10 protein-coding genes and 1 pseudogene are annotated in these 9,317 nt (G+C 34.2%); 5 read left to right on the top strand and 6 right to left on the bottom strand.

Annotated elements, in window-relative coordinates:
* Window positions 1-202, bottom strand: a pseudogene (locus FTV34_RS17810) (hypothetical protein); the annotation flags it as partial.
* Window positions 203-292: 90 nt separating this feature from the next.
* Between FTV34_RS17810 and FTV34_RS15560 the strand changes: the two are divergent.
* From FTV34_RS15560 to FTV34_RS15570, 3 genes are read left to right on the top strand one after another with little or no spacing between them, the layout of a single operon-like run.
* Entirely contained in the window at window positions 293-646 is a 354-nt protein-coding gene (locus FTV34_RS15560) for a hypothetical protein (protein WP_000897084.1), read from the top strand.
* Entirely contained in the window at window positions 646-1,773 is a 1,128-nt protein-coding gene (locus FTV34_RS15565; protein WP_179995816.1) for a hypothetical protein, read from the top strand. Before FTV34_RS15560 ends, FTV34_RS15565 begins: the two co-directional genes overlap by 1 nt.
* On the top strand, window positions 1,757-2,662 hold the full coding sequence (locus tag FTV34_RS15570) for a hypothetical protein (protein WP_171525057.1): 906 nt from the start codon (window positions 1,757-1,759) through the stop codon (window positions 2,660-2,662). Before FTV34_RS15565 ends, FTV34_RS15570 begins: the two co-directional genes overlap by 17 nt.
* 256 nt (window positions 2,663-2,918) lie before the next feature.
* Here FTV34_RS15570 and FTV34_RS15575 read toward each other — a convergent pair whose 3' ends face one another.
* From FTV34_RS15575 to FTV34_RS15585, 3 genes are all read right to left on the bottom strand, one after another.
* Complete coding sequence (locus FTV34_RS15575; RefSeq protein ID WP_180070767.1) at window positions 2,919-3,896, bottom strand: hypothetical protein; 978 nt, start codon at window positions 3,894-3,896, stop codon at window positions 2,919-2,921.
* 293 nt (window positions 3,897-4,189) lie between these two features.
* Window positions 4,190-4,486 carry a hypothetical protein gene (locus FTV34_RS15580; RefSeq protein ID WP_180070769.1) on the bottom strand — a complete coding sequence of 99 codons (297 nt, stop codon included), beginning with the start codon at window positions 4,484-4,486 and terminating at the stop codon, window positions 4,190-4,192.
* Window positions 4,486-5,127 (bottom strand): AAA family ATPase, encoded by a 642-nt coding sequence (locus tag FTV34_RS15585; protein WP_179996672.1) that lies wholly within the window; start codon window positions 5,125-5,127, stop codon window positions 4,486-4,488. Before FTV34_RS15585 ends, FTV34_RS15580 begins: the two co-directional genes overlap by 1 nt.
* Window positions 5,128-5,458: 331 nt before the next feature.
* On the opposite strand from FTV34_RS15585, the gene FTV34_RS15590 reads away from it, so the two are divergent.
* A complete protein-coding gene (locus FTV34_RS15590) occupies window positions 5,459-6,466 on the top strand; it encodes a replication initiation protein (protein ID WP_179995738.1) in 1,008 nt (335 codons plus the stop codon).
* 525 nt (window positions 6,467-6,991) lie between these two features.
* Window positions 6,992-8,266 carry a phospholipase D family protein gene (locus FTV34_RS15595; protein WP_179995739.1) on the top strand — a complete coding sequence of 425 codons (1,275 nt, stop codon included), beginning with the start codon at window positions 6,992-6,994 and terminating at the stop codon, window positions 8,264-8,266.
* Here the strand turns inward: FTV34_RS15595 and FTV34_RS15600 are convergent.
* Window positions 8,263-9,099 (bottom strand): DNA adenine methylase, encoded by an 837-nt coding sequence (locus tag FTV34_RS15600; RefSeq protein ID WP_179995740.1) that lies wholly within the window; start codon window positions 9,097-9,099, stop codon window positions 8,263-8,265. The two genes, FTV34_RS15595 and FTV34_RS15600, sit on opposite strands and share 4 nt — an antisense overlap.
* Window positions 9,099-9,317 (bottom strand): adenine-specific methyltransferase EcoRI family protein (locus FTV34_RS15605; RefSeq protein WP_218949374.1); only part of this gene is annotated, 219 nt, incomplete at its 5' end. The genes FTV34_RS15605 and FTV34_RS15600, both read right to left, overlap by 1 nt.

Consider the following 9,317-nt stretch of genomic DNA (forward strand, 5'->3'; position numbering starts at 1 on the left):
CTATTTGCTGAAATAAGGTTATGCAACGATTGAGCACATAGCTTTCACCTGTTCCCGTAATAATTCCCTTGTACCAAGGATGGATTTTTGACGTTAAGTTATCTATTAACTGCTTTGTTTCACCTTCTTTGAGTGTGACTTCTTTATTGTCTGCAGCAACAATGATGCTATCATTCAATTGAATGGCTATGATAAAAGTCATACTTTGGTGAAAAAAATTGAACTATTAGAGATTTATTTTAAGCTAAATATAAGATTAATTTTTAAATGATTAAAGAAGATAGGTAAACCTATGGCAGGTGGTTCTCAAGTCATCATTAATAAGAATGGAATTACATTCATTACGCCTGCAAAGTTTGAGGCTAAGGCAGGTCAGCACCTTTTTAAAAGCGGTACAGAAGTTGGTGTAAATATCAAAGGCTTGCCAACTTATGAGGCCTATAATGAGAAATTTCAAATGTTATTGCCCTCTGGTGAGCCCTTTAAAAATGCTGATTATAAAATTTCAAATGCATCCGATGAGTTTATGGCCATAGCAGATAATAAAGGCCGATCTAAACGAATAAATTCCTTACAAGAAGAAAGCTTAAAGCTCGATTTAAATTGGATGAAGCTAGAAGCTGAACCGAGTGAAGGAGATGATTAGTGGGTAATTTAGATTGGGAAAGTAATACAAATACAACAGAGAATAGCTGTAAAACAGCACAGTGTGATTGCTTAACTTTTTGGGAAGTACAACAACAAATAGCGATGATCCGTCTGTCTAACTTAAAAGATGCCAAAAAGAATCTCTATAAACTCGAACCAGGATATGAAGCAAGAGCCAGAAGAATTGCCTCAGTTTATGCCAAAATTTATCTTGAACAAGAAAATCATGGAAGTCAGCAATTAAAAGGCCGTTATTATTGGATGGGCTTAGGTGCATTTGCTTCAAAAACTGTTGCAGCAGTGTTTAAACATGGCTTAACGGCTTGGGGGTATAAATGGATTCCCATTATTTCCCCTTTTGTCTTGACGCCACTTGTTCGCAATCCAGTACACTCTTTTGCGAAAGGGAATTTATGGTTATTTATGGATATTGCACCTTGGCATTATGCTTGGAGTATGTCTTCGCAATCTTTTAATCAATGTCGAACTCAACGTGATGTATCTAAGTTCACCCATATTAAGGAAGAAGTGTTAAATATTCCTTGGTCGAGTTGTTTACCCATCATTAAGCATTTGCAGAGTACAACTGAAATTACTCAGGCTTTTGGGATGCTTCCCAAGATAGAAGGCATTTTTAAAAGAAAAGGAAAACCAAGGAGAGATAATTTTAAAGATGCACAAGACGATCTTATGAAACATTTACTGGCAATTGCAGTACAGGAACAACGTAATATTTTACAAGAATTGGTTTGGAAGGACTGGATGGTACAAGCACAGGCAACTTTACAAAGCTATACCAAACTTCCCGATAGTACTTTAGTCCTTTCTAGTGATTATAGTGTTGATGCTGTTAAGCCTAGACATGGGAAATATGAAGGACGTCATAAAGATGTACTCGACAAATTACCTGAATCTGTCTATAGCGAACCTTTAGCGCATACCAAAGTTCAAGATTATGATAGCCGTATGGAGTGGATTCAGAAGGCAGCAGAAAAATATCATACCTTAATGTTAAGTGACACAGGGCGATCATTTTTAGAGAAGGAACTCGCAATTATTGCAGGATGGGGCAATAGTAAAGCGGACTTTGTAGTTGGCAAGGACAGTAATGATGGAAAGATTTAAGCATTATTTTAATTCTATCTTAGTCTTCATCTTCGGTTTCCTTCTTTTAGGTTGCCAACCTAATGCAAAAAATACAGAGAATAGTGCAATGAATCAGCAACCTTATTTACTCCATTTTGGTCTACAGGGCTTTAAAGACTTTGCTCAATACAATCAGAGTGCCGTGGATAACCATCCTGTCGCTAGTTTTCGAGAATTAGATTTTTCACCACCGAACCTTGGTCAAATTAAGATTGAAAATGGCGCGAGTAGCTTAGCTATTGACCATGTTTTTTATGTATTAGGAACATCGTTTCATAAGGAAGATGGTATTGAGGTTATGACTGTTAATGCAGGCTTAAATAAAGAGGAGTTTGTACGTCCTGAGCAAGCCTATCAAGCGTATGCGAATTTAATGAAACGAGTAAATCAAGCGGGATGGAAACTTTATATTGCTCCCTATAACCCACGTATAGCGAAAGAAGATAATATGCGATATGTCATGAAGTGGGGCTATTCGATTGATCCAAGCTATATTTTTAGTTATGAGGAATGGCAAAACATCATGAATGCGAGTGGTAGTGGGTCTTTGGGTTATCGCTTATACGCTAATGGTCTTTTATTGAATATATACATCAGTCAAACTAAAAAAACTGAAGATGAGAAAGAGCAATATATGGTTCGTTATACTTTTAACACCATTCGTTATGATCAACGAGATGCCTTAAGTGATTCAGAAAACAATATTAATGCTTATACAATGACTCCATTGGAGTTAAAACAAGCGTTTGAAAAGGAAGAACGAAGAACTCAAAGATCTAGAGAGTATGATGAAAAAGAAGCAATTGCAGAAGGTTATCGTATAGATGAGAGCTATGTTGGTCCTGATCTTTGGCAATATGTGAAATAATTAATTATTTCTAAAATTAACATAATACACGTTATACGAAACGCCTCTTAAAATCCCTTTTTAAACAATGTCTTATTCATGTAGAAACAGCCTAAGCAGTCACTCTTAGGCTGTTTTGGCAATTTTTCATGTTCCACGATTAATAAATAAACAATGTTCCACGGCTTTGTTTAGCCAAAAAACATAATGACCGCATTTTATTTGAGCCAATTTCAGCCCTCTTGGACTGAAATAATGGCCCAAACAAAATACGGTCTTAGAGGAAAATACACATCAATAAGAAGATAACAGCCAAGCAACCAAAACTCAGAGCCAAAACACGCCATAAATCCTTCTTTTTGGCGTTATTTTGGCTTTCATGCAGTAGGTTCGATACTTCCCTCAGTTGATGTTCAGAATTGCTTAAATCGCTTTTTAGACGCTTAGATAGCATGTGTAGTTGATTTCTTTCTTGGAGGAATTTCTGCCGTTCCTGTGTGAGTTGATCAATTTTTTCTTGGTCTTGGTGAATAATGGGCGTTTCTTTTTCGGCAAGTTGTTTTTCTAGAGCCTGTTTTTCGTTTTTTAAGGTGTTAATCGTCAGTTCAAGTTGTTTAAGTTCTTGATTGGATAGTCGCTGATTTTGCTCTAGTTGTTCATATTTCCCTTTGATCTGTGAAAGTTCATTCTCAAGCTGTCTAATTTTTTCATCAGCCTGTTCATGAGGCTTTGCTAATCGTTCAGTATGTCTTTCAAGCATCAAAACTGTTTGGAATAGCTCATCGTTTTTCTTTTCTAAATCGCCAATTTTCCATCTTGAGTTATGAAGTCCTTTATAGCGTCGAAGGTCTTGGAAGCGTCCTTCACCTTCTAGGAATTTGTATTCTAGAATCCGATTACGTTCTTTTAGGTTCTTATTTTCAATTTCAAACCTCATTTCACGTTCAGCCATACGGTCTAAACGACGTTTCAGGTTTTGTATTTCATTATTTTGACGAGTAAGCCGGTCTATCTGCCGTTCAACTTTGTTTGTTAAGGCTGTTTTGGTCTTTAAAGTGGTTGATTCATCTTCTGCAAACTCTTTGAGATAACGACTTAACAGTGATTCTTCCAAGTCAAAGGGCATATTTAAGTCTTTTTTGAGCACTTGGATGATGGATTGATAGGTCAAACCATCTTTTTTTAGGCGTAAAACATCGTCTAGATGATTTCTCAGCCACTTTTTCTTATTGAACGAAGGTTTATTTTTGATCACTTGAAAGCCTTAATTTTGTTGACGCTCTAAAATCGGTTTTCAACCGATTTTTTTAAGACACACCATACGCACCTTACAGGATGCCACTAAAAAAATTTAGATTTTTTCAGGGTATTTCTTGAAATAAATATATGATTTATAAATATAAAACAGTAATTTTTATGTAAATACTTCCAAAAATTGCATAACTTTTTACAAGTGATTGATTTTTTTATTTATAGAATTTTAATACGTTTTATAAGGAATCTAGTGCTAGCTGAAAATAGAAAAGCCACCCTGAAGGTGGCTCAAAATTAGTAGCCTAACTCTTTCTTAATCAAATTATGTAAATCTTCATCCGATAAAGTATTGAGCTGACTAACAGCAGCTTTAAGAATGATAGATCGGTTTGCTTTAGCAACACGACATCTAACTTTCAAATCGTTAATCTGTTCACTTACATCCTCTGTTAACGAAAATGTATATCTTTGAAATTTAGAATTTGATGGGGTTAGTTCTTGGACATTTTTCGATGCGCCAGAAATAAAATCATTCACTAATTTTTCATTTTTAGAAGTTTGCTCTTCTCTTTTTAAACCTTTTAAAGCCATTAGAGGTCTCCTAAAAACTCTTTAGCGATTTGTTCAATTTCTTGTTTGGCTTTTTCATCAGATGACATTTCAAAAACGGATAACCCATTTTCATCAGCATCATCGTATATGTTTCGATTACACGTAAAATTATTTAATGGGATGAGATCAAACGATTCACATGCTTCTTTAGCATCTAAGATGCGTTGAACTTGACTCGGTAAAGTAGGACATTGAGTAATGACTGCTCTCGTATAGAGTTCAGGATTAACAGCTTTTGCAAGACGTATTAATTTTTCCACATGTACTAATGTTTTTAGATCTCGTCTTTTAGGACGGAAAGGCAAAAGCATGTGAGTGGAAACAGTCATTGCCGAACGTAAGGCTTCAGAATCCTGTCCACCAGCATCAATAATGATATCTTGGTATCGCTTAGATAAGTCCATTAGGATTTGTCGAATATTTCCTGAAGCTTGTACTGATGGAATATTTTTTACAGCTGAATTTTCATCACGTTCTTTGATCCAATCGGTTGTTGTACCTTGTGGATCGGCATCGAGTAATAAGATATCTCGATTACTCGCTTGTAAATAAACTGCTAGATTTTGGGCTAAACAACTTTTGCCAGATCCACCTTTTTCACCACCAACTAATATGATCATTTTTATTTAACTTACGTAACTTATTTAACTTAAGTATATTCTAATAATAGAGAAGATCAATGTATTCACATAGTTAACTTTTTACGTAACTTAAATAACTTATGTAACTTACGTAAGTTTGTAAAAAAAGTTTTATCTTATATATACTTTTTCGGTTGAATTGAATTATAAGTTAGATATATTGTATAAATTACAGATATGAAAAAGCCCCATAACTTTCAATCTTGCCGGACAGGAAGTTACAGGGCTTGAATTCTTAGAACATGCTTGCACATGAACTGTATTAATAATACATGGTCATTGTGCATTTGCAAATAGTGAAGATAAGCAAATGCAACAATTATCTTTTCTGCTTGATCAATTTCAAGACAGATTACCTAAAAAGCCTTACTGTGCAGATAATTTGGATTATGGTCTGATGATCATGCCTAAAGAAATTTCTATAAAATACAGATATATACAGCCAAACAGTCCTTATTATTTACATTATCTAGTATTTGATTTGGATTATGAGGCTTCATTATCAGAAATATTATATGGACTAGTAGGAGTACCATTACCAAACTTAGTAATTGCTAATCCTTACAATGGTCGTTCTCATATTTTATTCCAGTTAAAAACACCGATTTATACCACTGATGCTAGTCGTCAAAGACCAATTCTCTATGCAAATGCCATTCGACATAAACTTGGAGAGTTGTTCAAAGCAGATCCCGCATATACACATCTAGTAGCTAAAAATCCTATGTCTAGTTTTTGGAAAACTACGTGTTTACGGGAAAAACCTTATACCTTAAATGAGCTAGCAAGAAACTTAGACTTAACTTGGAATGATGCTAAAAGAGAAATTAAACAAGATGAAGCGATAGGTTTAGGACGTAATTGTTTTGTATTCCATACAGCTCGTCATTGGGCATATAAAGAAATACGGAAGTATAGAGGGAGCACATATTCTGTTTGGCTTGAGAGTGTAATTCAGCATTGCGTGAAGCTAAATCAGGGTTTGATTCAACCTATGACCTATGGAGAGGTGAAAGGCATTGCTAAGTCTATTGCGCGCTATTGTTGGAAAAAAGACCCATATTGTTATCAGGAGTTCATTGATCGCCAAAAATATAAGGGGCGATTGGGTGGCATTAAAGGTGGAAAAGTAAGATCTGCAAAATATGATGAGCTGAGGAGGCAGGCAAGGGATCTACATTCACAAGGTTTGAGCTGTAGAAAAATTGCAAGTGAACTCTGTGTATCTAAATCAGTTGTGGCTACTTGGATAAAGTGTCCAAGTGAGCCTAAATCAGATATTAGCGCTTTGGAAACTACTTTTGGTTTGTTTTCTTAGTTAAGTGTCCAAGTGAGCCTAAATCAGATATTAGCGCTTTTGGGAGTTTTTTTTGTTACCTATATATTCTTCTACTTCAAACTTTCAGTTAAAAGCAGATCATAGTTTCATTTCTAAGAATGCTTTGTTTGAATTATACGAAAGTTTTGTCTTCTATAGTTATAATGGAAGACAAGATCTTGCTTATTGTACTGAGGTACATCTTAGTGATGATCCTTATGTAACCCTATATTCTGTTCAATATGAAGAAAAATTTAGGCATCTTAGGATCAGAGATTTTGATTTCATCTATGGTCAAAGTTTTGATGAATTGAGAAAAAAATTTATAGTCTGAATTGATAAATGCCTCTTTAAAGTGGCATTTTTTTTGAACCAAATTTCGTATAAGAAACTTTATGTTAAATGGATAAGGCTGAAAAAACATAAAATCTTTTTAAATTAGATAAATTTTAGCAAAGCATTAATTTACTCGTTAATATTTGGGTTAAACTTAAAAAAGGAGTATAGCAAAATTGATGGAATCAAATGCCTTCACCAAAAATCTTTTTTCAACGTCTTGATGGCGCTGATTTTGTTAATGAATTAGCTACAGCCTCTTTTAATTATAATGAAGGTATCATTAGTGTTGCTTTTGCGCGAAAAAATGGTGCTGATATCATTTGTAATAATGTTCTAAACAATAAAAAAATAATATTTTTCATAGGAATAAATAATGGAGTAACGTCTAAGCAAGCTTTAGAATATCTTCTAGATAAGAATGTACATCAAGATATTTATTTGGTTAATACTGGTACTCCCCAACAGATTTTTCATCCTAAAGTTTTTTGTTTCTATGAAGAAGCTTCAAAGGAAGGAGTATTGAGTGTTGGAAGCTCCAACCTAACTTCTGGAGGATTTGAAACCAATATTGAAGCCAATATTTTATTGTATATAAATCATTCTAATTGGGATTTAATACAAACAATAATGATGAATTTAAATATCATAAAGGCTGATTGTATTCATTTAAAAAGTAAGCATCAGTTAGATAATTTACTAAATAATGGTTTTCTAGAGGATGAAAGTAAGAAAATTTTTGTTCCTGTTAGAAATCATATAGTATGGAGTCCTAGCTCTCCAAATATTCCAAAAGTTAAACTAAAAACAATAGTTAAGTCACAGAAAGAACCTACTAGTACAGGTACAGTCTCACCTACTAGTACAGGTACAGTCTCACCTACTAGTACAGGTACAGTCTCACCTGCCAGTACAGGTACAGTCTCACCTACTAGTACAGGTACAGTCTCACCTGGTATCCAGACAATTTGGTTTGAAACGAAGCGAATGACTGGTGGATCAAGAAATATTTTAGATTTATCAATGAAATCTTTAGTTGAAAGAGGAGATCCGAAAGGAACTATTTTTGAATTTAATGATTCTAAGTTGATGCTAGGTACAGTGTATTTTTTTGGAGTAGATCCTTTAAGTAGTCATAAACGTAAACTAATTACATTAGAGTTTGATGGGGTTGATTATATTGGCAATGAGATACTCTTCCCTACAGGAGATAATGCAAATGGTACGTGGCGCCTTCAGATTAAAGGAGTAAGCTCTAATAATATAAAAATTACAGATGCTTTTAGAGCAAAAGAAGAAGGATATTACTTAGTCGAAAAAATAATAACCTTTACTAAGATTCGTGAAGATTACTACTCTTTATCTGTATATTCAGAATCAGAAATGGCTAATTTTAAATTATCTTCACGAATCTTAGGTAGGAATGGTTCTTCAAAAAATGCTAAGCAATTTGGATTATTTTAAAAACGGCTTAACCATTCTTGGTGCTTATTTTTTCTAGCTCCGCTAATGCCACCATTTGCACCACCAAAGTTAAGCATAATTGTATCTTCACTTAATGGAATTCCTTCAGAAATAAATAAAGGAACATTATTTATTTCTCGAAATCGCTTAACGAAAAAGTTTAAATCAAAACTGTATGCGTATCCTGTTGTATGTTGATATGGTGGATCAACATAAACAATCGAGTTTGTAGGAAATGGAATACTGAGTAATTCCATAATATCCATATTGAAACAAGTTACTCCACTCATTTTGTTTACAATAGTATTTATTCTCCGTCTTAATTCATTCGGAGATGGTTGCATAGCATTTGCAGGACTACGACGAATACTTGTTTCAGTTGGTTCCCAATAGTCTCTAAAACAAGCATTTGCCCAATTTTTTTCCTTACGATAGATTTGTTTTCCACCAAAGGAACAAGCTTGAAGGATTGGATAAAGTTCCACTTCATGTTTATCTATTGGTAGTTTAGAAAGAGTAGATAAATGCTCTTTAAAATCTTTTTGACTACTAGGTAACTCTGCTAAAAATTGATCAAAAACATCCATATTAAAAGTATTAGATCCTATAGCTGACCAAAAAGCCCCCCAAGAACTAATATCAAGCATAGAGATACGTGTTGGATCTATACCTCGATTAACTAATTCAATAGAAATTGCACCTGAACCACAACATAAATCATAGAATTGAGTATTGGAGTCAGTAGAAGAGTTTAGAATTACATCAACTATTTGAGATGCTACACGTTGTTTACCACCTTGATATGAACAAGGCACTCGTAATATTGAGCTCATCAACATTTCCTTTGAATTAGAATTCTTGCATAAACTCTTTGACCATTGATTATACCGACCCCTCCTCTATCCTCAGAGTGTTGTAAGTATTTTACTTGTGAAAGAACATCAGAAGGTACATTGGAACGTGCATTACCATTAGCAAGCATTACAATTTCAAATTGATCTGGATTATATTTATCAAGGAATGTAATAGGTACACCCATTAAGCCATCATA

Source organism: Acinetobacter sp. YH16038 (genome assembly GCF_013417275.1).
In the GTDB taxonomy this organism is placed as follows: Bacteria; Pseudomonadota; Gammaproteobacteria; order Pseudomonadales; family Moraxellaceae; genus Acinetobacter.